The organism is Pantoea sp. SGAir0184 (genome assembly GCF_043544755.1).
In genome coordinates this window covers 316,876-336,543 of the sequence record NZ_CP028050.1, presented here as the reverse complement: position 1 = coordinate 336,543, position 19,668 = coordinate 316,876, and the positions used below count along the sequence as shown (strand labels likewise).

Sequence of the window (19,668 nt, the reverse complement as noted above, 5' to 3'; positions counted from 1 at the left end):
AAACTCTACGAGTTTATTTTGACATTAAAGTTAAAACGTTTGGCCTTACTTAACGGAGAACCATTAAGCCTTTGGCTTCTTCACGCCGTACTTGGAGCGAGCCTGCTTACGGTCTTTAACACCTGAGCAGTCCAGCGCGCCACGAACGGTGTGGTAACGCACACCTGGCAGGTCTTTTACACGACCGCCACGGATCAGGATCACGGAGTGCTCCTGCAGGTTATGACCTTCACCGCCGATGTAGGAGGTGACTTCAAAACCGTTAGTCAAACGCACACGGCAGACTTTACGCAGTGCGGAGTTTGGTTTTTTCGGGGTAGTGGTGTAAACACGAGTACAAACACCACGTTTTTGCGGGCAAGCTTCCAGCGCCGGCACGTTGCTTTTAGCAACCTGACGAACGCGTGGTTTGCGAACCAGCTGGTTAACTGTTGCCATTAAATAGCTCCTGGATTTAGCTTTTGCTTCGTAAACACGTAATAAATCGCCTCGTATTACTACGAGGAGGCAGAATTTTAGGGCTGTGCCCATAGGGTGTCAAGAAATAACCAGGTTTTACCCTTCACCAGGCCACTTGTTGTGGATGCTTCGTCGTCAGCGTAACGAAACCAGTATAGTTCAGACGCGACACGTTGGTCGAAATTTGCGCAGCCAGCCCGCGCGCCATCACGTCTTCTTCTAATACCCACAGCGTGGCGGGCGACGCCAGCAGCTGCTGCAGCTTCTCACTGCCTGCCAGCGCGGCCGTCACACCATCCTGTAACAGCAGCACGTCATCGCCCTCCTGTAACAGCAGCAGCAGGCTATCGAAATCGCATTGCCAGGGAGAGTGCAGCAGGGTGTAGAGCATGGTCAGTTCTCAGAAACGGAGGATACGGTCATAAGTTGCCAGCGTCTGGCGCAGCGCGGCAGGTTCCAGCAGCTGCGCATCCAGCACGCGCGCTGCCGTGAGGCTCTGGCCACGTGCCAGCAGTGACGCCTGACAGATATAGCAGCGATCGATGTCGTATAGCGCCAGCACGCCAAAGGTCGCAATATAGTCACGCGCCAGAATCTGCGCCGGCTGCTGATCGCGGTTGAGCTGCAGCACGCCGTCGCCAATAAAGAACAGGCCGATATCCTCACTCAGCGCGCCGGTCGCCAGCACGGCATCCAGCCCTTCCCGGCCAGCACTGCTGCCGTGCGGAGCCTGCGTAAACAGAAACGCCACGCGGTTCATCAGAACTGCACCAGGCGATCGCAGCTCAGGGCGGCTTCCGCCAGTGCGCCCAGGCCGCTAAGGGTAAATCCGGGCTGCAGATTGCTGCCCGCCAGCTGCAGGCGCGCTGCCTCCTGCGCATCGGTCACGCCGCGCCGCAACGCGGCTGCCACACAGATATTCAGTGCCGCGCCACTGTCGTCGCGCAGCTGCTGCCAGGCGCGCACCATGTCCACTTCATCGCTGGCCGGCGCGCTGAGCTGGTTAGCATTCAGCACGCCTTCGCGGTAAAAGAACACGCTTTCCAGCTGATGTCCCTGCGCCAGCAGCGCACGGGCAAACAGCAGCGCGCTACTGGCGTGCTGTGTGCCGTAAGCCGGCCCGGTCACCAGCAGCGTGTAGCGCATTAGCGATCCTGCCCCTGCAGATCGCCACTCTTAAACTGGCGAATATACAGATACACGGTGTGCTTAGAAATATTGAGGCGATCGGCCACCTGGTTAATGGCGTCCTTAATATCGAAAATGCCCTTCTCGTACAGATTGAGGACGATCTGGCGATTCTTGGCGTTATTCGACACGTTGCGATCGGCGCTCACTTCTTCAATAGTGAACTCCAGCGTCTGGGTGACCAGATCCTCTACCGAGCTGGCAAAGTTGACGTTGGAATCCACCTGCTGCGTTTCCGGCGGCATGAAAGTCGACATAATCTGCGAAAACGGTACGTCCAGGTTCATATTGATGCACAGCAGGCCAATCACCCGCTGCTGCCGGTTACGAATCGCAATGGTTACCGACTTCATCAGCACGCCACTTTTGGCCCGCGTGAAGTAGGCGCGGGACACATTGCTCTCCGCGCCGTGCATATCATGCAGCATGCGCAGCGCCAGATCGGTAATCGGGGAACCCACTTTGCGGCCGGTATGTTCGCCGTTGGCGATACGCACGGCGGAGCATTTAAGATCTTCCAGAGAGTGCAGCACGATTTCGCAGTGCGAGCCAATCAGCATCGCCAGACCGTCGACCACCGCTTCGTAGGATTTAAGAATATCGTAGTCTGCTTGTTCGAACGGACGCTGCTCCAGTAAATCGAAGTCAGTCAGTTCGCCGGGATTGAATGGATTAGACATCGAAGACATTACCCTAAATGGCTGGAGCCTGTCTCGACAGCATTGGGGCAGACTCATCTTATGATCATTGTGCAGGCGCTAGTCTGGCAAATGTCGCCGTTTTTAGCCAGAGCTTTACTCATCGCGCCGCAAATTCAGGATGAGCGAAAACAAAACCGCCGCCCGAAGGCGGCGGTGCAAGTCAGCTTACTGCGCTTTCTTGTCAGCAGCGGCCGGAGCCTGCGCTTTCTCATCGGCTTTCGGCGCCGGCTTGATGTCGAGCAGCTCAACATCGAACACCAGCGTTGAGTTGGCCGGAATACCCGGTACGCCGTTTTTGCCGTAAGCCAGGTTCGGTGGGATCACCAGCTTGATCTTACCGCCTTTCTTCACGTGCTTCAGACCTTCGGTCCAGCCCGGGATTACGCCGTCCAGACGGAACGACAGCGGCTCGCCGCGCGTGTAAGAGTTGTCGAACTCGGTGCCGTCAATCAGCGTACCTTTGTAGTTAACCACCACGGTATCGCTGTCTTTCGGGGTTTCACCGCTGCCCTCTTTCTCTACCTGATACAGCAGGCCAGATTCGGTTTTCTTCACGCCCTTCTCTTTGGCGAACTTGTCCGCGTAAGCGGTGCCTTTGTCGGCATTCTCTTTCGCGTCTTTTTCCATCTTCGCCTGAGCGGCCCCTTTCACGCGGCCTTCAAACGCCTGCAGCGTCTGCTCAATCTCTTCGTCAGACAGCTTGCTCTTGCCGCCAAACGCATCCTGAACACCGGCAATCAGCTGGTCTTTGTCCAGTTTGATACCCAGTTTCTCCTGCTCCTTCAGAGAGTTGTCCATGTAGCGACCCAGGGAGGCGCCCAGCGCATAGGCTGACTGCTGGTCTTCGTTTTTGAAGGCAGCATTTTTCGGCGCCTGTGGCGCAGCCTGCGCTGCGTCAGCCGGTGCCGCAGTGGTTTCTGCTGCCATTGCCAGCGGTGCATTCAGCGCGACGGCCATGGTGGTAGCTAACAATGTGACTTTAAACAGTGATTTCATCCTTTCTCCAAAACCGAAGCTTCAAAACCTCGGGAATCATTGCGGACAGTGGCCCACACTATAACTTTACGTGGCAGTGGCGAACACTCCCACAGTGTAATTACCCGGTCAACCTCCGACCTTTTTTGCTTCAGGAAGTTTCATCAGAGATATAGGCGCAACGCGGGAATTCAATGCATACGCCAGGCCGAAGGTGAAATATCAGGTGATTCTGACACGAAAGACCGTAGAATCACGCCCGACAAGATCAACGCGCAGCACCGCGACAGGAGGAGTGATGATGCAACAACCAGAATGGGATCAACGCCTTGAGGCGCTGGAGAGCAAGCTGGCTTTCCAGGAACATACCATTGAGCAGCTCAATCAGACGGTGGTTCAGCACGAGCTGGAAATGAGTAAACTGCGTGAGCAGGTGCGTCTGCTGGTGGATAAAGTGAAGGCCGCCGCCCCATCCATGGTCGCTTCGCAAGCGGAAGAGACCCCGCCGCCGCACTATTAATATCGCGCGCTTTGCTGCCCAATAAAAAGGCCACCCGCAGGTGGCCTTTTTACGCTTAGTGGTTGCAGCCGCAACCACCGTGGCCGCCGCAGCCGCCGTGACCGTGCTCATGATCGTGACCATGGTCGTGGTCATGATCGTGATGATGGCCGTCAGCGCCATGAACGTGGCCGTGAGCGATCTCTTCTTCCGTGGCTTCACGGATAGCAACCACTTCCACATTGAAGTTCAGGTTCTGACCCGCCAGCATGTGGTTACCGTCAACCACCACGTGCTCATCTTCCACTTCGGTGATCTCGACCGGCACCGGGCCCTGGTCGGTTTCTGCCAGGAAGCGCATGCCAACCTGCAGCTCGTCAACGCCCATGAACACGTCTTTCGGTACACGCTGCACCAGGTTGTCATCGTACTGGCCGTACGCGTCGTTTGCCGGGATATGCACGTCAAACTTGTCGCCGACCGCGTGATTTTCCAGCGCTTTTTCCAGACCAGAAATCAGGGAACCATGACCGTGCAGATAATCCAACGGCGCACTCACCGGTGACTCGTCAACCAACACACCGTCTTCGGTACGAACCTGATACGCCAGGCTCACCACCAGGTCTTTTGCTACTTTCATGATATCTCCTAACCGTTGAGAACAAAGAATCCCGTCTCATTGGTCTATTCTCGCGTGCAATAACCAACCAGAAAGGTTCAGTACTGAGGATGCCAACAGTGCTGTTGGACCATACTGCTCAGCGTTAATGGCGCCGATTGTAGCGGAATTCAATACCGCTGTAAGGCTAAGCTTAAAAAAAGCTGCGCCATCGCGCTACTCCGGATGAAAAATGCCAATCACTTGCTCAGTGCTGCGAACCTGATCGCGCGCCTGCTTGTCCGCCTCACGCATCTGGTGGCCGCACTTCACGCACTCCACCACATCGACATTGTTTTCACGCCACATCGCCAGCGTGTCTTTCTCCTGACAGTGCGGACAGACCGCACCGGCAATAAAACGTTTACGCATAGTCTTTCCTGCCCGTCATCAGAACGGATACGTTAAGTGTAGCCTTACTCATCATCCCAGCCGTCAAACTGCCGTTTTTCATGCTGCATTTCACGCTGGAAAATGTCCTCCAGCTCGCGTCGCGCCTCACGCACGCGTGAAACCTGCACGCTGTCGTCGTGGCTCGGCACCAGTTCACGCAGCATGCGCATATCCAGCCGGCGGAAGTGCTGCTGCGCGCGCTGCGCCTGATGCGGATGCATGCCCAGCGATGTCAGCGCTTTGCGGCCTAACTCCAGCGCACTGGAGAAGGTTTCACGCGAAAACAGCGTGACGCCCGCCTGCAGCAGCTCATGCGCCTCGACACGACCGCGCGCCCGCGCCAGGATCTCCAGCTGCGGGAAGTGCTGCTGGCACAAGTGCACGATGGTCATCGAATCTTCCGGATCGTTACAGGTGATGACAATCGACTGCGCATTCTCCGCTCCGGCGGCACGCAGCAGCTCGAGCTCAGTGGCATCGCCATAGTAAACCTTGTAGCCATATTTGCGCATCAGGCTGACCGCCGAGATATCGCGCTCCAGCACGGTGATGCGCTTGTTGTTGGCCATCAGCAAACGCCCGACCACCTGACCAAAACGGCCAAAGCCCACCACAATCACCTGGGGCTGATCGTCCTCGACAAACGGCTTTTCGCCGTCCTCTTCCGGTTCGTTGAAGCGGCGCGCCAGAATCTTATCCACGCCCTGCATCAGCAGCGGCGTGGTCATCATCGACAGCGTCACCGTGACCAGCAGCAGCGGCAGCTGATCGCCACTGAACAGTTTTGCCGACGACGCCGCCGAAAACAGCACGAAGGCGAATTCACCGCCCTGACTCAGCACGCCGGCAAACTGCAGACGCTCCGAACTGCGCAGACCATAAATGCGCGCCAGCACATAGAGCACCAGCGTTTTCACCGCCACCAGCAGCACCACGCCGATCAGAATTTCGAGGATGTGGGTATAAAGCACGCCGAGGTTGAGCGCCATGCCCACCGAAATAAAGAACAGCCCGAGCAGCAGCCCTTTAAACGGTTCAATGGCGACTTCCAGTTCGTGGCGATACTCACTCTCTGCCAGCAGAATACCGGCGATGAACGTCCCCAGCGCCATCGACAGGCCCAGCGCATCCATAAACAGCGCCGAACCGAGTACCAGCAGCAGCGAGGCGGCGGTAAACACTTCCCGCACGCCGGACGCGGCGATGAAACGGAAAATCGGTCGCAGCAGATAGCGTCCGCCCACCAGCATACCGGCGAATGCCAGCACCTTCATGCCCACCTTGAGCCAGTCGACATGGCCACTGTCGCTGCCGGCCAGCAGCGGCACCAGCGCCAGCGCCGGAATCACCGCCAGGTCCTGGAACAGCAGCACCGAGAAGCCCAGCTGGCCCGCTTCGCTGCGGTTCATGCCTTTGTCGCGCATCAGCTGCAGCGCCATGGCGGTCGAGGACATCGCCAGGCCAATACCGCCAATCACCGCGGCCTGCCAGCTGAAGTCGGTCAGCCACAGCAGCACGCCGAGGATCGCTGCCGAAACCAGCACCTGCGCGGCACCGACGCCAAAAATAGAGCGCCGCAGCGCCCACAGCTTGGCCGGGTTCAGCTCCAGCCCGATGATAAACATCAGGAACACCACGCCAAGCTCCGAGAAGTGCAGAATCTCGTCCACATCGCTGATGAAGCCCAGCCCCCACGGACCGATGGCGATACCGGCCAGCAGATAGCCCAGCACCGCACCAATGCCGAGCCGGGCGGCAATCGGCACCACCAGCACCGCCGCCACCAGATAAATCACGCCGGCGGTGAGTAACGTTTCGCCTTGCATCACACTCCTCCGTTCGGCAGCGGTGACGCCAGCCAGTCGCCATAGGCGCGCGCAAAATTGCGCAGCACCTCGGGTGTCTGACGACGCGCCCAGTAAATCACCATCGGCGTCAGCCAGTGCATGCGACACATCTGCGCCGTCAGCTCAAACGGTCGCATAATGTCGCTCATCGGGTAACGATTGAGACCGCTGTGGTGATACGCCGTCTCCGGCTCACCGGTGGTCACCACGCTGCGCCAGTATTTACCTTCCAGCGCATTACCGTCCTGGCCGCTGGCAAAACCGCGCGACAGCACGCGATCCAGCCACTCTTTCAGCAGTGCCGGACAGCTATAGGTATAAAGTGGATGCTGAAACACCACGATTTGATGGTCGCGCAGCAGTTGCTGCTCGTAATGAATATCAATAAAGAAATCCGGATAGTGGGCGTATAAATCGTGCACCGTGACGTGGTCCAGTTCCATAGCCGACTGCAGCAAAACCCGATTAGCAATCGAATCCTGTGATTCCGGATGGGCGTAAAGCAGCAATATTTTGGGCGGCTGCGACATCGTTCCCCTCCAAAGCGTCGTCACCGCGGCGGAATTCCGCTACCATGCTCGACGCAACAAACATTATCGAATTATGTTGCCGATAAATTAACATATTCTGACGATACGGCGCTTATGATTGTCTTTTCCGCATTACAAATCCGTCGCGGCACTAATGTGCTGCTGGATAACGCAACGGCCACCATTAACCCGGGGCAAAAAGTCGGCCTGGTGGGTAAAAACGGCTGCGGTAAATCCACGCTGCTGTCACTGCTGAAGGGTGAAATCAGCAGTGATGCCGGCAACGTCACCTTTCCCGGCAACTGGGCGCTGGCGTGGGTGAATCAGGAAACCCCGGCGCTGAGTAAAGCCGCGCTGGAATATGTTATCGACGGCGACCGCGAATATCGTCAGCTCGAATCCGAATTAGCGGCAGCCAATGCGCGCGACGATGGCAACGCCATTGCGCTGCTGCACGGCAAGCTGGACGCTATTCAGGCGTGGAGCATACACGCACGCGCCGCCAGTCTGCTGCACGGATTGGGCTTCAGCCAGGAACAATTAATGCGGCCGGTGAGCGATTTCTCCGGCGGCTGGCGTATGCGTCTCAACCTTGCTCAGGCGCTGGTATGCCGTTCCGACCTGCTGCTGCTCGATGAACCGACCAACCACCTCGATCTCGACGCGGTGATCTGGCTGGAGCGCTGGCTGAAGAGCTATACCGGCACGCTGATCCTGATCTCGCACGACCGCGACTTCCTCGACCCGGTGGTGGACAAAATCATCCATATCGAACAGCAGACGATGTTCGAATACACCGGCAACTACAGCTCGTTCGAGCGTCAGCGCGTAGCCAAACTGGCGCAGCAGCAGGCGCTGTACCAGAGCCAGCAGGAAAAAGTCACGCACCTGCAAAAGTACATCGATCGCTTCCGCGCGCAGGCCACCAAAGCCAAACAGGCGCAGAGCCGCATCAAGATGCTGGAGCGTATGGAGCTGATTGCCCCGGCGCACGTCGATAACCCGTTCAGCTTCAGCTTCCGCGCGCCAGAAAGCCTGCCTAACCCGATCCTGAAAATGGAGCAGGTTTCGGCGGGGTACGGTGAGCGCGTAATTCTGGATGCCATCAAACTCAACCTGGTGCCGGGTTCACGCATCGGCCTGCTGGGGCGTAACGGCGCCGGTAAATCCACGCTGATCAAACTGCTGGCGGGCGAGCTGGAGCCGCTTGCGGGCAAAGTGGGTCTGGCGAAAGGGATCAAGCTGGGTTACTTCGCGCAGCATCAGCTTGAGTATCTGCGCGCCGATGAGTCGCCGCTGCAGCATCTGGCGCGCATCGCCCCGAAAACGCTGGAGCAGCAGCTGCGTGACTACCTGGGCGGCTTTGGTTTCCAGGGCGATAAAGTCAGCGAAGCCACTGAGCGTTTTTCCGGTGGCGAGAAAGCGCGGCTGGTGCTGGCGCTGATCGTCTGGCAGCGGCCGAATCTGCTGCTGCTCGACGAACCGACCAACCACCTCGATTTGGATATGCGCCAGGCGCTGACCGAAGCGCTGATCGACTTTGAAGGCGCACTGGTGGTGGTGTCGCACGATCGTCATCTTCTGCGTTCGACCACCGACGATCTTTACCTGGTGCACGACCGCAAAGTGGATGTGTTCGAGGGCGATCTGGATGATTATCAGCAGTGGCTGAGCGACCTGCAGAAGCAGGAAACGCAGCAGGATGCCGCGCCAAAGCAGGACAACGCCAACAGCGCGCAGTCCCGCAAAGATCAAAAGCGCCGCGACGCCGAACTGCGCGCGCAGACGCAGCCGCTGCGCAAAGAGATCGAAAAGCTGGAGAAGCAGATGGCCAAATGGCAGACGCAGCTCAGCGAAGCCGAAGCACAGCTGGCCGACAGCGCCATTTACGAGCAAAACCGTAAGGCCGATTTAACTGCCGCCCTGCAGCGCCAGGCGGAGAGCAAATCGGCGCTGGAAGAAGTCGAAATGGCGTGGCTGGAGGCGCAGGAGCAGCTGGAGCAGATGCTCGCGGGGTAAAGGTGCGCGATGATGTCATAGAGGGTGCGCGATGATGCCCTCACCCTGACCCTCTCCCATAGGGAGAGGGAACAAACCTTACTCCCGCGATGGAACAGCCTCCTCCCACAGGAGAGGGAACAAACCTTAATCCGCCTTACCTGCTACGCACGGTCGGCCCCCTCTCCCGCTGGTGTACAGTCCGGGGACATGGCAGACAGGTGTTCGGGGACATAGTGAACACTTTTTAACATCCTTTACCCATGGTGATCGACTTTTTCTTCAGGTCGATCACCCCCACTTTTGTGCTGTACCACCACACCTCGTAATAACCGTCTTCCCCCGTCTCCTTCAGCCCGACACGCTCTCCCCTGAACGCCTTTCCCGCCTTCAGGCTGAGTCCTTTTACGCTCAGCTTCCCGCTGATATCCACCTTCCTGACCATCACGCCCTCGTCGTATTCCGGTGGCGCTACGCGGACGCTGTACTGCCGCGATGAGGGCTGATAGCGCGACGCCGGCACCGCCATCTCCAGCGCCTCATGCGGGCGCTCGAGATTGTAGACCGTCCGCCAGTGGTCGAAGGCGCGCTGCAGCTCACCGCTGTCCGCGAACCACTTCCCCTGCAGCACTTCCGCCTTCAGGCTGCGGTGAAAGCGCTCCAGCTTGCCCTGCGTCTGCGGATGATACGGCCGCGAGTGCCCCACCCGGATGCCGTGGCGCATCAGCCACAGCTCCACTGCCGTCCAGGTGCCGGTGGTGTCGCCCCACGGCGAGCCGTTGTCCATCGTCATCCGGTCCGGCAGGCCGTAGCGCTCAAAGACGCTGACCAGCTGCTCCTGTACCGTCTCACGCCGTTCGTCAGCGCAGTGCACCAGGCACAGCGAGAACCGGGAGTGGTCGTCCAGCAGGGTAAGCGGGTGGCAGCGGCCGCCGCCAAAGGGAAAGTGGCCCTTAAAATCCATCTGCCAGAGCCGGTTCGGGGCCGCATGCTCAAACCGGCCGGTGGCCGGGACGCCCGGCGCTGCGCCCGGCAGCAGGCCGTGGCGGGCCATCAGGTTGTGGACGGTGCTGAAGGCCGGCATGCCGTGCCCGCGGTCTTCGAGCCAGCGCTTAATCTTGCGGGCCCCCCAGTGCTGATGAAGCTCGTGCGCCATACGCAGAAGGTCAGTGATGTCGTCAGATGAGCGGCTGGGTGAGTGACGGGGCGCGCGGGAGCGGTCCTGAAGGCCGGACGGTCCTTCCTCCTCCCAGCGGCGAAGCCACTTGTAGCCGGTGGCGGGAGATATGCCGTAGCGGCGGCACAGCTCGCGGATGTTCGCCCCGTCTTGCGAGGCGAACAGAACAAACTCAGTACGTAATGACATGGTATCTCTCGCATCCCAGGGCATAAGCGACTCCATAAACGGGTTCTTATGCCTTAGTTGTAAGTGTCTACCATGTCCCCGAACAAGTGTTCACGATGTCCCCGGACTGTACACTGGCGGGAGAGGGTTGGGGTGAGGGCAATCAACGCTCCGAAATCACACCGGCACATCCCCTAACACCGTCGCGCGATGCATCACGCGCCGCGCCGGATAATAATCCGCGTTGGCATAATGCTGCGTCACGCGGTTATCCCAGATTGCCACGTCATTCGGCTGCCAGCGCCAGCGCACCTGAAACTCCGGCTTGGTGGCGTGCGCAAACAGATAGCCCAGCAGCGCCTCGCTCTCCTTCTCGCTTACGCCCAGCAGCCTGGTGGTAAAACCTTCATTAACAAACAGCGCCTTGCGTCCGCTCACCGGATGGGTGCGAATCACCGGATGCTGCACCGGCGGATGCTTCGCTACGGCCTGCTGCCAGCGCTGATGCTCCTCTTCCGTCTTACGGTACTTATACTCCTGGAACGATTTCTTAAAGTCGTGCTCCGCCTGCAGGCCACTCAGCAGCTGTTTGAACGGCTCTGACAGCGCCTCGTAAGCGGCAATTCCGCTGGTCCACAGCGTATCGCCACCGCTCTCCGGCAGCAGCTTTGAGGCCAGAATAGCGATCGCCGGCGGCGTCTGAATAAAGGTGACGTCGGTATGCCAGTTATCGTTGTCCGGCGGATTATCCTGATGCGTATCCAGCACGATAATCTCTTCCACGCCCTCGGCATGCGGATAAACCGGATGAATGTGCAGATCGCCGAAGCGGATCGCCAGCGCGCGCTGCTGCTCCGGCGTAATGCGCTGATCGCGCAGAAACAGCACCTGGTGACGCAACAGACCATGGTAAAGCTGCTCAAACTGCGCGTCACTCAGCGGACGGCTGAGATCGACATCGCTGACCTGCGCCCCGATATACGGACCCAGCGCGGTAAAATTCACTCGTTCGTTCATTGCTGTTCTCCATTCCAGGGCGTCAGTCGGCGCTGTAGCGCACGTAAACCCAGTTCTAAACTAAAGGCAATCAGGGCGATCACCGCGATGCCCGCCAGCACCACATCGGTGGCGAGAAACTCCCCAGCCGACTGCACCATAAAGCCCAGTCCGCGCGTCGCGGCAATCAGTTCGGCCGCCACCAGCGTGGACCAGCCCACGCCAAGACCAATGCGCAGGCCGGTGAGAATCTCCGGCAACGCACCGGGCAGAATGACAAAACGCAGCAGCTGCCAGCGCGTCGCCCCCAGCGCCTGAGCGGCACGGATCCGCACCTGCTGCGTATTCTTCACGCCAGCCAGGGTGGATAAAGTCACCGGCGCGAAAATTGCCAGATAAATCAGTAAAATCTTTGAGGTTTCGCCAATGCCAAACCAAATCACCATCAGCGGCAAATAGGCCAGCGGCGGTACCGGTCGATAGAGTTCAATCAGCGGATCGAGCAGCCCGCGCACCGCCGGGCTAAGCCCCATGGCAATGCCCACCGGAATGCCGATCAGCGCGGCAAAGAACAGCGCCACCAGCATGCGCGTCAGGCTGGCACCAAGGTGCTGCCATAGCGTGGCATCCATAAAGCCCTGCGGACCGGCAATAACCAGCAGCTTATGCAGCACCTGCTGCGGCGGCGGCAGAAACAAGGGCGCAATCAGCCCCAGCGCGGTCACGCCCCACCACAGCAGCAGCAGCACGGCCACGCTCAGCAGGCTCAGCGACAGCTGGCGGGAAAACGGCCAGCGCAGGCGACGAACGCGGGACGTCCGGCGCTTGTCATCAATAACGGCACTCATACAAACGCCTCCCGCTGCGCGAACACCTGGTTCAGGACATACTCACGTCGTTCGATAAATGCCGGATCGGATTTGATGCTGCGGCACGGCTCGCCTGCGGCGAAGCGCTGGCCAAAGTCGAGCTTCAGGCGTTCCACTACGCGACCCGGACCCGGCGACAGCAGAACCAGTTCGCTGGCGAGAAAGACGGCTTCTTCGATGTCATGGGTGATCAGCAGAATCTGCTTGCCGGTATCGCGCCACAACGTCAGCAGCAGCGTCTGCATTTGCTCGCGCGTGAAGGCATCCAGCGCACCGAACGGCTCATCTAACAGCAGCAGCTGCGGATCAGCGGCCAGCGCACGGGCAATCCCCACGCGCTGACGCTGACCCCCAGAGAGCTGCCAGATAAAACGCTTTTCTGCGCCCTCGAGCCCGACCTTACGGATCAGACGGCGGGCGATATCGTGCCGTTCAGCTTTTGCCATGCCCGCCAGCTGCAGGCCGAACGCCACGTTATCGATGACGTTACGCCACGGCAGTAGCCCTTCGTTCTGAAAGACCACGCCGCGCTCTGCGCCCGGTCCGCGTACCGGCTTGCCATCCAGCGTGATACTGCCGGACTCCAGCGGCAGAAAGCCGGCGATCAAGTTCAGCAGCGTGGTTTTGCCACAGCCGGACGGCCCCAGCACCACCAGCAATTCGCGGCTGGCCAGCTGCAGATTGATATCCTGCAGCGCCGGTTGCCCGGCGTAACGTGCGTTGAGATGGGTGATGCTGAGCATAAGGCCTCCGTTATTTGGCTAAGGGGGCAACAAAGCGCGTGGTGACAAAGCTGCTGTAGTCACTGGCGGCATCCGGCACTTTGCCCTGCTCTTTCAGAAACTGTGCGGTATCGACAATCGCCTTGTTGACCGGCTTGCCCAGCTGTTCCACCTGCTGCTGCGCCGTCAGGTAGGTATTGCCTTTCACCAGTCCGGGGACGTCACTTTCCGGCACGCCGCTCAGGCGCGACAGCTTGCTAAGGTTATCCGGCTGCTGCAGCCACTGTTCCGGGTTGGCGATATAGGCCTGCTGCGCGGCAATCGCGCTACGGGCAAAAGCGGTGACCACTTCAGGATGCTGCCGGGCAAAATCCTTGCGCACCACCCAGACGTCGAGCGTCGGTGAGCCCCACTGCCCGACCTGCGACGAGTCGGTCAGCACCTTGCCGTCTTTCTCCAGTTCATTGACGGCGGGCGCCCAGACGTAAGCGCCGTCAATATCACCGCGCTGCCAGGCAGCAATGATCGCTGGCGGCTGCAGATTGACCAGTTGCACCTGGGTGGGTTTGATGCCCCAGTGTTTCAGCGCGGCCAGCAGGCTGTAATGGGTGGTGGAGATGAAGGGAACAGCAATGCGTTTGCCGATCAAATCTTTGGGCGAGCTGATGCCTTTTTTCACCACCAGCGCTTCAGAATTGCCCAGCTGTGAAGCCAGCAGGAAAGCTTCAATCGGCAGCTGCTGCGTGGCGGCCACCGCCAGCGGGCTGGAACCGATGTTGCCAATTTGCACATCGCCCGAGGCTAACGCGCGCAGGACGCTGGCGCCGCTGTCGAATTTGCGCCAGTCAACCGTGGCACCGCTCTCTTTGGCAAAGGTATTGTCAGCCTGCGCCACTTTGGCCGGTTCCGCCGACGTCTGATAAGCCACGGTCACATTGACCGCCTGCGCCTGAAAGGTCATCAGCGCTAACGCGGCTGCTACCGCGCTTATTGTTTTGGTTACTGCCATCATCATGCACCCCAATGTTGAGTCGTGACGGCAGTGTCGCCAGCAGCAATGATTTCATAAAGGAATTAAAAATTATCCCTAATAAAAATCGGTTCTTAGATCAACATCGGGTAACGCTATGCAAAAAGTGCAAATACAAAACCGCTGGTGCGGAAGAAATATGTCAGGCGCTCACATGCCGACTGTGGTATTGATCTCGTCTTGATTTTTTCCCCCTTTTACAGCGGTACTGGCCTCCATGTCGATTGAGAAAGTTGCGCGCCTCGCGGGCGTGTCGAAAGCCACGGTTTCACGGGTGTTAAACCAGCATCCTGGCGTCCGGCCAGATACGCGTAAACGGGTGCTGGCCGCAATTAATGTGTGCGAATACCAGCCCAACCTGCTGGCGCGCCAGCTGCGTACCGCGCAAAGCAACATGTTGCTGGTGCTGATTTCCGATATCACCAATCCGTTCTGTTCACGGGTGGTGCAGGGCATCGAGGCGGAGGCCGAAGCGCATGGCTATCACATCCTGTTATGTAATTCCGCGTCACAGCTGCGGCGCGAAACCGCCTATCTGGCGCTGCTGGCCGGCAAAGTGGTAGATGGGGTGATCACCATGGACGCCGCGGCCTGTCTGCAGGGACTGAAAGAGTTGATTGGTGATGCGCCGTGGGTGCAGTGTGCGGAGTACGATCCCTCGGTGAACGCCTCCAGCGTCACCATCGATAACCGTCAGGCGGCCTATGACACGGTGCATTATCTGGCCGGCAAAGGGCGTCAGCGCATTGCGCTGGTCAACTGTGATATGCGCTATCTCTATTCGCACCAGCGCGAAAGCGGCTATCGCGAGGCCATCACGCAGCTGGGGCTTGACTGGCACGGCGTCGCTTACGCCAGCGACATCTCCTGCGAAGCGGGCAGCGCGGCGCTGCGCGAACTGCTAACGCAGCCAGAGCGGCCGGATGCGGTGTTTGCGGTATCGGACGTGCTGGCGGTTGGCGTGATTCACGCTGCTCTGGAGGCCGGACTGCGCGTGCCAGAGGATCTGGCGGTGGTCGGTTTTGACGGCATTCCGTTTACCAGCAGCATCAACCCGCCGCTGACCACCATTGCCCAGCCGATGAACCAGATGGGTGCGCGCAGCGTGCAGCTGCTGCTGGCGCGCATCCGTCAGCGCCAGGCGGCAGTGGTGCATGAAGTGCTGCCGTGGACGCGCATTGAGCGCGCCTCCAGCTGACTCAGTGCCAGATCAACAGCACGCAGGCTGCGGTCAGCGCACCCATGGCGAGGTTGAAGATTTTCCACGCGCGCGGGCTGCGCAGCAGGCGGCCAATCAGCGAGCCGAAACCCATCCAGATCACGCCGGAAACCACGTTCACCAGCGCCATGCCGATGCTGATCGCCACCACGGAATGCAGATAGGCGCTGCCGGCAAGGCTAAAGCTGGCGACCGCACCCAGCGCCATCAGCCACGCTTTCGGGTTGATCAGTTGCAGTAACCCGCCCTGCCAGAAAGGCATCTGCTTCACGCTGGCATCGTCGGTCTCCAGCGTTTCGTATTCGGCGGTGGCAATTTTCCACGCCAGCCACAGCAGGTAGAGGCTACCGGCCACTTTCAGTACCAGATGCAGTGAGGGATAGAGCAGAATCAGGCTGCCGATGCCAAACGCCACCATCAGCAACATCACCTGCATGCCAATCATGATACCAATCAGCAGTGGAAAGGTGCGCAGGAAGCCAAAATTAGCACCTGAGGCGGTAAGTAACATATTATTGGGCCCTGGCGTGATGGCCGCGACCCAGAGAAAGCCCAGCATTGATAAAAAAAGACTCAGTTCCATGTATATTCGGGTGCTCCTCACCCAGAAAAGCGAACAACCCATCGAAGCTATCAGCGAGTTATGCATCAGACAAGTACTATCCCAGGCTATTTTGATCGCCCGAGCGGCGAGCGCTTTACCCCGCTGCGCGGCTTCGGCAATGCGCATCTGCAAACGCTGCTGCCGCGCCTGCTGCGCCGGCGCGTCACGCTGCGCCCGCACTGGCAGCGCCTCGATCTGCCAGACGGCGACTTCGTCGATCTGGCGTGGAGCGAAGATCCGGCACAGGCACGTCACAAGCCGCGCATGGTGCTGTTCCACGGGCTGGAAGGCAGTTTCCGCAGCCCGTATGCCCATGGGCTGATGCAGGCGTGTCAGGCGCGCGGCTGGCTGGCGGTGATCATGCACTTCCGCGGCTGCAGCGGCGAGCCTAACCGTCTGCAGCGCATCTATCACTCCGGTGAAACTGAAGATGCGACCTATTTTCTGCACTGGCTGCAGCGCGAATGGGGCACGGTGCCGACTGCCGCGGTCGGCGTTTCGCTCGGCGGCAATATGCTGGCCTGTCTGCTGGGGCTGCAGGGCACGTCGGCCCCGCTGGATGCCGCGGTCGCCATTTCCGCGCCGCTGGCGCTGGAGCCGTGCAGCCAGAAGCTGGACGTGGGCTTTTCACGCTTTTATCAGCACTACCTGCTGACCCAGCTGAAGAAAAACGCCACGCGCAAACTGCGCGCCTGGCCGGGCACGCTGCCGGTCGATCTGACGCAGCTGCGCGCCTTCCGCCGGCTGCGTGAGTTTGATGATGCGATTACCGCCCGCGCCCACGGGTTTATTGATGCGCGCGACTATTATCAGCGCGCCAGCGCCATGCCATTGCTGACCGGCGTGCGCAAGCCGCTGCTGATCATCCATGCTAAAGACGATCCCTTCATGACCGATGCGGTGATCCCGCAGCCGCAGCAGTTGTCTGCCACAATTGAGTATCAGCTGACGCAGCAAGGCGGTCACGTCGGCTTCGTGGGCGGCAGCCTGCTGCGACCCAAAATGTGGCTGGAGCAGCGCGTGCCGGACTGGCTCTCAACTTATCTGGATATGTAACTGTGATTATTCCCTGGCAAGAACTCGACCCGACAACGCTGGAAAACCTGATAGAAAGTTTTGTGCTGCGTGAAGGCACCGATTATGGCGAGCAGGAGCGCAGCCTGACGCAGAAAGTGGCCGACGTGCGCCGCCAGCTTGAGCAGGGCGAAGTGGTACTGGTGTGGTCAGAATTGCATGAATCGGTCAATATTATGCCGCGGCGGGAATTTCGCGGCTGATGCGTCAGGCGGCAATTCGTGGTAACAATGCTCATCGCCGGACTTCACAGGGAGCGCTGTTATGTCAGCCAGGCATCCAGTCATAGCCGTTACCGGTTCCAGCGGCGCCGGAACCACCACCACCAGTCTCGCCTTCCGTAAAATTTTCCAGCAGCTGGATCTGCACGCGGCGGAAATAGAAGGCGACAGTTTCCATCGCTATACCCGTCCGGAAATGGACATGGCGATTCGTAAGGCGCGCGACCTCGGGCGTCACATCAGCTACTTTGGCCCGGAAGCCAACGACTTCGGCCTGCTGGAGCAGACTTTCCGCGACTATGGCCAGAGCGGACTCGGCCAGTCGCGCAAATATCTGCACACCTACGATGAAGCGGTGCCGTGGAATCAGGTGCCGGGCACGTTTACGCCCTGGCAGCCGCTGCCGGAAAACACCGATGTGCTGTTCTATGAAGGCCTGCACGGCGGCGTGGTGACGCAGCAACATAACGTGGCTGAACACGTCGATCTGCTGGTTGGCGTGGTACCGATTGTTAATCTGGAGTGGATTCAGAAACTGGTGCGCGACACCAGCGAGCGCGGCCATTCGCGCGAAGCGGTGATGGATTCGGTGGTGCGTTCGATGGAAGATTACATCAACTACATCACGCCGCAGTTTTCCCGCACGCACCTCAACTTCCAGCGCGTGCCGACCGTGGATACCTCGAACCCGTTTGCCGCGCGTGAGATTCCGTCGCTGGATGAGAGCTTTGTGGTGATCCATTTTCGCGGCCTGGAGGGCATCGCTTTTCCTTATTTACTGGCGATGATCCAGGGCTCGTTTATTTCCCACATGAATACGCTGGTGGTGCCGGGCGGCAAGATGGGACTGGCGATGGAGTTGATCATGACGCCGCTGGTGCAGCGGTTGATTGAAGGAAAACGTATTGAATAGCGCAGGCTAACGCGCCAGTTTCGCCGGGAGGAACTGAGATCGGGAGCGCAGGGCCGCGCTCCCGGCTGGATTACAGCTCCACCACTTCGTAGCTGTGCGTTATCTCGACGCCCTTGCCCAGCATGATCGCGACCGAGCAGTACTTCTCCGCGGACAGATCCACCGCGCGCGCCACCGCTTTATCGCTCAGCGCTTTGCCGCTGACAATAAAATGCAGATTGATATGCGTAAAAATGCGTGGCGCTTCTTCGCGGCGTTCCGAGGTCAGTTTGACTTCACAATCGGCGACATCGTTGCGCCCCTTTTGCAGAATCGACACCACGTCAATCGCGCTGCAGCCGCCCGCAGCCATCAACACCATCTCCATCGGGCTGGGCGCTTTATCACCGGAATTGCCGTCCATTAATACCTGATGACCGGATGAGGATTCTCCGAGAAAGGTCAGCCCTTCCACCCATTTCACTCGTGCCTGCATTATTCTTTCTCCTGAAGCGGCGGTTTTGCCGCCAGAGTACGCTTTCACCTGACAAACAGCAATGCAGACGCATCCCCCACCTGCTGAAGCGAGACAACAGGAGACAGGTTGCAAAAGCTATGCTACAAACAGTGCTGAAAATATTTTCGTCACGAAAGACGAAAGCGGGACGAATCAAAAGCATCGCTTACGAATCCACCCCCGAATAACTGTCCCTCACGGGAAACGCTGGACGATTTCACCGCCTGACAGGGAAAACTGCCCCCTGTATTTTGGGCACGATTACAACAGAGGATAATAGCGAATGGTTCTCGGCAAACCGCAAACAGACCCTACACTCGAATGGTTCCTGTCCCATTGCCATATTCACAAATATCCATCCAAAAGCACCCTCATCCATCAGGGTGAGAAAGCGGAAACGCTGTACTACATCGTGAAAGGTTCCGTCGCGGTACTGATTAAAGATGAAGAAGGCAAAGAGATGATACTCTCCTACCTCAATCAGGGGGATTTCATCGGTGAGCTCGGCCTGTTTGAAGAGGGCCAGGAGCGTAGCGCCTGGGTACGTGCGAAAACCGCCTGCGAAGTGGCTGAAATTTCCTACAAAAAATTCCGTCAGCTGATTCAGGTCAATCCGGATATTTTAATGCGCCTGTCGGCGCAGATGGCGCGTCGCCTGCAGGTAACATCTGAAAAAGTCGGCAACCTTGCCTTCCTCGATGTGACCGGCCGTATCGCGCAAACGCTGCTCAACCTGGCGAAACAGCCTGATGCCATGACCCACCCGGACGGTATGCAGATCAAAATCACCCGTCAGGAGATTGGTCAGATCGTGGGCTGCTCACGCGAAACCGTGGGTCGTATCCTGAAAATGCTGGAAGATCAGAACCTGATCTCTGCACACGGCAAAACCATCGTCGTTTACGGCACCCGCTGATTTCTTCTCACCTAC

At 58.8% G+C, this 19,668-nt stretch carries 24 protein-coding genes; 7 read left to right on the top strand and 17 right to left on the bottom strand.

The window, feature by feature from the left end; all coding sequences use genetic code 11:
- Positions 1-63: 63 nt before the first annotated feature.
- From rpsL to fkpA, 6 genes are all read right to left on the bottom strand, one after another.
- Positions 64-438 (bottom strand): 30S ribosomal protein S12, encoded by a 375-nt coding sequence (gene rpsL / locus C1N60_RS01510; protein WP_010616440.1) that lies wholly within the window; start codon positions 436-438, stop codon positions 64-66.
- A 124-nt stretch (positions 439-562) separates the two neighbouring features.
- Positions 563-850, bottom strand: a complete 288-nt coding sequence (tusB, locus tag C1N60_RS01505; protein WP_150360735.1) for a sulfurtransferase complex subunit TusB — start codon at positions 848-850, stop codon at positions 563-565.
- Between the two features lie 9 nt (positions 851-859).
- Complete coding sequence (tusC, locus tag C1N60_RS01500) at positions 860-1,219, bottom strand: sulfurtransferase complex subunit TusC (RefSeq protein ID WP_021507459.1); 360 nt, start codon at positions 1,217-1,219, stop codon at positions 860-862.
- Positions 1,219-1,605 carry a sulfurtransferase complex subunit TusD gene (gene tusD / locus C1N60_RS01495; RefSeq protein WP_021507458.1) on the bottom strand — a complete coding sequence of 129 codons (387 nt, stop codon included), beginning with the start codon at positions 1,603-1,605 and terminating at the stop codon, positions 1,219-1,221. The genes tusC and tusD overlap by 1 nt, the downstream gene beginning before the upstream one ends.
- Entirely contained in the window at positions 1,605-2,327 is a 723-nt protein-coding gene (locus C1N60_RS01490; protein ID WP_021507457.1) for a helix-turn-helix transcriptional regulator, read from the bottom strand. The genes tusD and C1N60_RS01490 overlap by 1 nt, the downstream gene beginning before the upstream one ends.
- A gap of 186 nt (positions 2,328-2,513) precedes the next feature.
- Positions 2,514-3,344, bottom strand: a complete 831-nt coding sequence (fkpA, locus tag C1N60_RS01485) for an FKBP-type peptidyl-prolyl cis-trans isomerase (protein ID WP_021507456.1) — start codon at positions 3,342-3,344, stop codon at positions 2,514-2,516.
- A 280-nt stretch (positions 3,345-3,624) separates the two neighbouring features.
- On the opposite strand from fkpA, the gene C1N60_RS01480 reads away from it, so the two are divergent.
- On the top strand, positions 3,625-3,843 hold the full coding sequence (locus C1N60_RS01480) for a SlyX family protein (RefSeq protein ID WP_010616434.1): 219 nt from the start codon (positions 3,625-3,627) through the stop codon (positions 3,841-3,843).
- A 55-nt stretch (positions 3,844-3,898) separates the two neighbouring features.
- Here C1N60_RS01480 and slyD read toward each other — a convergent pair whose 3' ends face one another.
- From slyD to kefG, 4 genes are all read right to left on the bottom strand, one after another.
- Positions 3,899-4,462: a peptidylprolyl isomerase gene (slyD, locus tag C1N60_RS01475; protein ID WP_021507454.1), complete on the bottom strand. Its 564-nt coding sequence runs from the start codon at positions 4,460-4,462 to the stop codon at positions 3,899-3,901.
- A 195-nt stretch (positions 4,463-4,657) separates the two neighbouring features.
- Positions 4,658-4,852, bottom strand: coding sequence for a YheV family putative zinc ribbon protein (locus C1N60_RS01470; protein ID WP_021507453.1), 195 nt, complete (start codon positions 4,850-4,852; stop codon positions 4,658-4,660).
- A gap of 44 nt (positions 4,853-4,896) precedes the next feature.
- Entirely contained in the window at positions 4,897-6,699 is a 1,803-nt protein-coding gene (kefB, locus tag C1N60_RS01465; protein ID WP_394521308.1) for a glutathione-regulated potassium-efflux system protein KefB, read from the bottom strand.
- Positions 6,699-7,250 (bottom strand): glutathione-regulated potassium-efflux system ancillary protein KefG, encoded by a 552-nt coding sequence (gene kefG, locus C1N60_RS01460; protein ID WP_021507451.1) that lies wholly within the window; start codon positions 7,248-7,250, stop codon positions 6,699-6,701. Before kefG ends, kefB begins: the two co-directional genes overlap by 1 nt.
- Before the next feature lie 114 nt (positions 7,251-7,364).
- Between kefG and C1N60_RS01455 the strand changes: the two genes are divergently transcribed.
- On the top strand, positions 7,365-9,269 hold the full coding sequence (locus C1N60_RS01455; RefSeq protein WP_021507450.1) for an ABC transporter ATP-binding protein: 1,905 nt from the start codon (positions 7,365-7,367) through the stop codon (positions 9,267-9,269).
- A 226-nt stretch (positions 9,270-9,495) separates the two neighbouring features.
- Here C1N60_RS01455 and C1N60_RS01450 read toward each other — a convergent pair whose 3' ends face one another.
- The 5 genes from C1N60_RS01450 to tauA form a co-directional block, all read right to left on the bottom strand.
- Positions 9,496-10,650 (bottom strand): IS481 family transposase, encoded by a 1,155-nt coding sequence (locus C1N60_RS01450; RefSeq protein ID WP_238561055.1) that lies wholly within the window; start codon positions 10,648-10,650, stop codon positions 9,496-9,498.
- Positions 10,651-10,770: 120 nt separating this feature from the next.
- Entirely contained in the window at positions 10,771-11,610 is an 840-nt protein-coding gene (gene tauD / locus C1N60_RS01445) for a taurine dioxygenase (protein ID WP_021507449.1), read from the bottom strand.
- A complete protein-coding gene (gene tauC / locus C1N60_RS01440) occupies positions 11,607-12,437 on the bottom strand; it encodes a taurine ABC transporter permease TauC (RefSeq protein WP_394521307.1) in 831 nt (276 codons plus the stop codon). Before tauC ends, tauD begins: the two co-directional genes overlap by 4 nt.
- Entirely contained in the window at positions 12,434-13,201 is a 768-nt protein-coding gene (tauB, locus tag C1N60_RS01435) for a taurine ABC transporter ATP-binding subunit (protein WP_394521306.1), read from the bottom strand. Before tauB ends, tauC begins: the two co-directional genes overlap by 4 nt.
- 10 nt (positions 13,202-13,211) lie before the next feature.
- Positions 13,212-14,192 (bottom strand): taurine ABC transporter substrate-binding protein, encoded by a 981-nt coding sequence (gene tauA, locus C1N60_RS01430; RefSeq protein ID WP_040679688.1) that lies wholly within the window; start codon positions 14,190-14,192, stop codon positions 13,212-13,214.
- Between the two features lie 235 nt (positions 14,193-14,427).
- Between tauA and C1N60_RS01425 the strand changes: the two genes are divergently transcribed.
- On the top strand, positions 14,428-15,408 hold the full coding sequence (locus C1N60_RS01425) for a LacI family DNA-binding transcriptional regulator (RefSeq protein WP_283341948.1): 981 nt from the start codon (positions 14,428-14,430) through the stop codon (positions 15,406-15,408).
- A 1-nt stretch (position 15,409) separates the two neighbouring features.
- On the opposite strand, the gene C1N60_RS01420 is transcribed toward C1N60_RS01425, so the two are convergent.
- Positions 15,410-16,012, bottom strand: a complete 603-nt coding sequence (locus C1N60_RS01420; protein ID WP_031279689.1) for a LysE family translocator — start codon at positions 16,010-16,012, stop codon at positions 15,410-15,412.
- Positions 16,013-16,072: 60 nt separating this feature from the next.
- Between C1N60_RS01420 and C1N60_RS01415 the strand changes: the two genes are divergently transcribed.
- The 3 genes from C1N60_RS01415 (at position 16,073) to C1N60_RS01405 (ending at position 18,241) form a co-directional block, all read left to right on the top strand.
- Entirely contained in the window at positions 16,073-17,089 is a 1,017-nt protein-coding gene (locus C1N60_RS01415; protein WP_058759291.1) for a hydrolase, read from the top strand.
- A 2-nt stretch (positions 17,090-17,091) separates the two neighbouring features.
- Entirely contained in the window at positions 17,092-17,310 is a 219-nt protein-coding gene (locus C1N60_RS01410) for a YheU family protein (protein ID WP_021507442.1), read from the top strand.
- 61 nt (positions 17,311-17,371) lie between these two features.
- The gene (locus C1N60_RS01405; RefSeq protein ID WP_058780169.1) at positions 17,372-18,241 is read left to right on the top strand and encodes a phosphoribulokinase; all 870 of its coding nucleotides are present in this window, start codon (positions 17,372-17,374) and stop codon (positions 18,239-18,241) included.
- A 70-nt stretch (positions 18,242-18,311) separates the two neighbouring features.
- On the opposite strand, the gene C1N60_RS01400 is transcribed toward C1N60_RS01405, so the two are convergent.
- The gene (locus C1N60_RS01400; RefSeq protein ID WP_021507440.1) at positions 18,312-18,716 is read right to left on the bottom strand and encodes an OsmC family protein; all 405 of its coding nucleotides are present in this window, start codon (positions 18,714-18,716) and stop codon (positions 18,312-18,314) included.
- A 304-nt stretch (positions 18,717-19,020) separates the two neighbouring features.
- Between C1N60_RS01400 and crp the strand changes: the two genes are divergently transcribed.
- Positions 19,021-19,653: a cAMP-activated global transcriptional regulator CRP gene (crp, locus tag C1N60_RS01395; protein ID WP_000242755.1), complete on the top strand. Its 633-nt coding sequence runs from the start codon at positions 19,021-19,023 to the stop codon at positions 19,651-19,653.
- The last annotated feature ends 15 nt before the right edge of the window (positions 19,654-19,668 follow it).

Bases quoted from the DNA above. Each gene is read 5' to 3' on its own strand.
- rpsL (WP_010616440.1), bottom strand. From the start codon at position 438: ATGGCAACAGTTAACCAGCTGGTTCGCAAACCACGCGTTCGTCAGGTT.
- tusB (WP_150360735.1), bottom strand. From the start codon at position 850: ATGCTCTACACCCTGCTGCACTCTCCCTGGCAATGCGATTTCGATAGC.
- tusC (WP_021507459.1), bottom strand. From the start codon at position 1,219: ATGAACCGCGTGGCGTTTCTGTTTACGCAGGCTCCGCACGGCAGCAGT.
- tusD (WP_021507458.1), bottom strand. From the start codon at position 1,605: ATGCGCTACACGCTGCTGGTGACCGGGCCGGCTTACGGCACACAGCAC.
- C1N60_RS01490 (WP_021507457.1), bottom strand. From the start codon at position 2,327: ATGTCTAATCCATTCAATCCCGGCGAACTGACTGACTTCGATTTACTG.
- fkpA (WP_021507456.1), bottom strand. From the start codon at position 3,344: ATGAAATCACTGTTTAAAGTCACATTGTTAGCTACCACCATGGCCGTC.
- C1N60_RS01480 (WP_010616434.1), top strand. From the start codon at position 3,625: ATGCAACAACCAGAATGGGATCAACGCCTTGAGGCGCTGGAGAGCAAG.
- slyD (WP_021507454.1), bottom strand. From the start codon at position 4,462: ATGAAAGTAGCAAAAGACCTGGTGGTGAGCCTGGCGTATCAGGTTCGT.
- C1N60_RS01470 (WP_021507453.1), bottom strand. From the start codon at position 4,852: ATGCGTAAACGTTTTATTGCCGGTGCGGTCTGTCCGCACTGTCAGGAG.
- kefB (WP_394521308.1), bottom strand. From the start codon at position 6,699: ATGCAAGGCGAAACGTTACTCACCGCCGGCGTGATTTATCTGGTGGCG.
- kefG (WP_021507451.1), bottom strand. From the start codon at position 7,250: ATGTCGCAGCCGCCCAAAATATTGCTGCTTTACGCCCATCCGGAATCA.
- C1N60_RS01455 (WP_021507450.1), top strand. From the start codon at position 7,365: ATGATTGTCTTTTCCGCATTACAAATCCGTCGCGGCACTAATGTGCTG.
- C1N60_RS01450 (WP_238561055.1), bottom strand. From the start codon at position 10,650: ATGGAGTCGCTTATGCCCTGGGATGCGAGAGATACCATGTCATTACGT.
- tauD (WP_021507449.1), bottom strand. From the start codon at position 11,610: ATGAACGAACGAGTGAATTTTACCGCGCTGGGTCCGTATATCGGGGCG.
- tauC (WP_394521307.1), bottom strand. From the start codon at position 12,437: ATGAGTGCCGTTATTGATGACAAGCGCCGGACGTCCCGCGTTCGTCGC.
- tauB (WP_394521306.1), bottom strand. From the start codon at position 13,201: ATGCTCAGCATCACCCATCTCAACGCACGTTACGCCGGGCAACCGGCG.
- tauA (WP_040679688.1), bottom strand. From the start codon at position 14,192: ATGATGGCAGTAACCAAAACAATAAGCGCGGTAGCAGCCGCGTTAGCG.
- C1N60_RS01425 (WP_283341948.1), top strand. From the start codon at position 14,428: ATGTCGATTGAGAAAGTTGCGCGCCTCGCGGGCGTGTCGAAAGCCACG.
- C1N60_RS01420 (WP_031279689.1), bottom strand. From the start codon at position 16,012: ATGGAACTGAGTCTTTTTTTATCAATGCTGGGCTTTCTCTGGGTCGCG.
- C1N60_RS01415 (WP_058759291.1), top strand. From the start codon at position 16,073: ATGCATCAGACAAGTACTATCCCAGGCTATTTTGATCGCCCGAGCGGC.
- C1N60_RS01405 (WP_058780169.1), top strand. From the start codon at position 17,372: ATGTCAGCCAGGCATCCAGTCATAGCCGTTACCGGTTCCAGCGGCGCC.
- C1N60_RS01400 (WP_021507440.1), bottom strand. From the start codon at position 18,716: ATGCAGGCACGAGTGAAATGGGTGGAAGGGCTGACCTTTCTCGGAGAA.
- crp (WP_000242755.1), top strand. From the start codon at position 19,021: ATGGTTCTCGGCAAACCGCAAACAGACCCTACACTCGAATGGTTCCTG.